Below are 751 nucleotides of genomic sequence, written 5' to 3'. Positions count from 1 at the left end.
ATCCTTATTTGTTTAAATATTTTATCATATCCAAATGAGCAGCTATCAAAATTAGTGTTTTATGATATAATTCCAAAAAATTATATACTTATTCATAAATAAATTAAAATATAGCAATTGATATGTGTCTTAAAATATTATTTTCCTTGTCAAATTGACCAGCTAACCTATTATTATTAATTCGCCATCCAACAGAATTAAAGATAGTGTTAACAAGATACGGTTCACCCAGCCTATCCATAAGCTCGGCTTTAGTTGTTTTATTAATCTCCATAGGTGTATGTAAATGATAACCTAAATCAAACAAAGAATTATTTCTTATAATCATTGCATTCAAAAATAACATATCATTTGGAGCAGCAAGCATTTGATTTATTAATTCTTTAAATGTTTCTTGCATTTCTATACTTTCATTTTCTAAATAAAATTTTATGATTTCTGCTTTTCGAAAATGTAATTCAACATTTTTGCTAATACCGAACGTTGTAGTAGAGTTGCTACTATATTCTAAACTATTTTCGTCTATATTTGTAATATTCAATAATTTTTGTATTTCAACAGTATTTATGGCTTTTCCTATACAATCTAATAAATTAAATTCTTTCATTTTTTCTCCTTTATTGAAACATATTTATTCTTATTTTCCCCATAATTATATCATGCATATATGATTTACCCAAAATAAAGATTACTATCACAAATGTAAAACATCAATTTTCATAGTAGTAAATACTATTTATACTATTTATAC

1 protein-coding gene is annotated in these 751 nt (G+C 24.0%); it reads right to left on the bottom strand.

Annotation, left to right across the window (positions count from 1 at the left end; genetic code table 11):
• Window positions 1–103 precede the first annotated feature (103 nt).
• Window positions 104–607, bottom strand: coding sequence for a hypothetical protein (locus HCB45_RS15145; protein WP_185620455.1), 504 nt, complete (start codon window positions 605–607; stop codon window positions 104–106).
• Between the last annotated feature and the right edge of the window lie 144 nt (window positions 608–751).

It is taken from the genome of Listeria farberi, assembly GCF_014229245.1.
Taxonomy (GTDB): Bacteria; Bacillota; Bacilli; order Lactobacillales; family Listeriaceae; genus Listeria; species Listeria farberi.
This window is presented reverse-complemented; position numbering and strand designations above follow the sequence as displayed.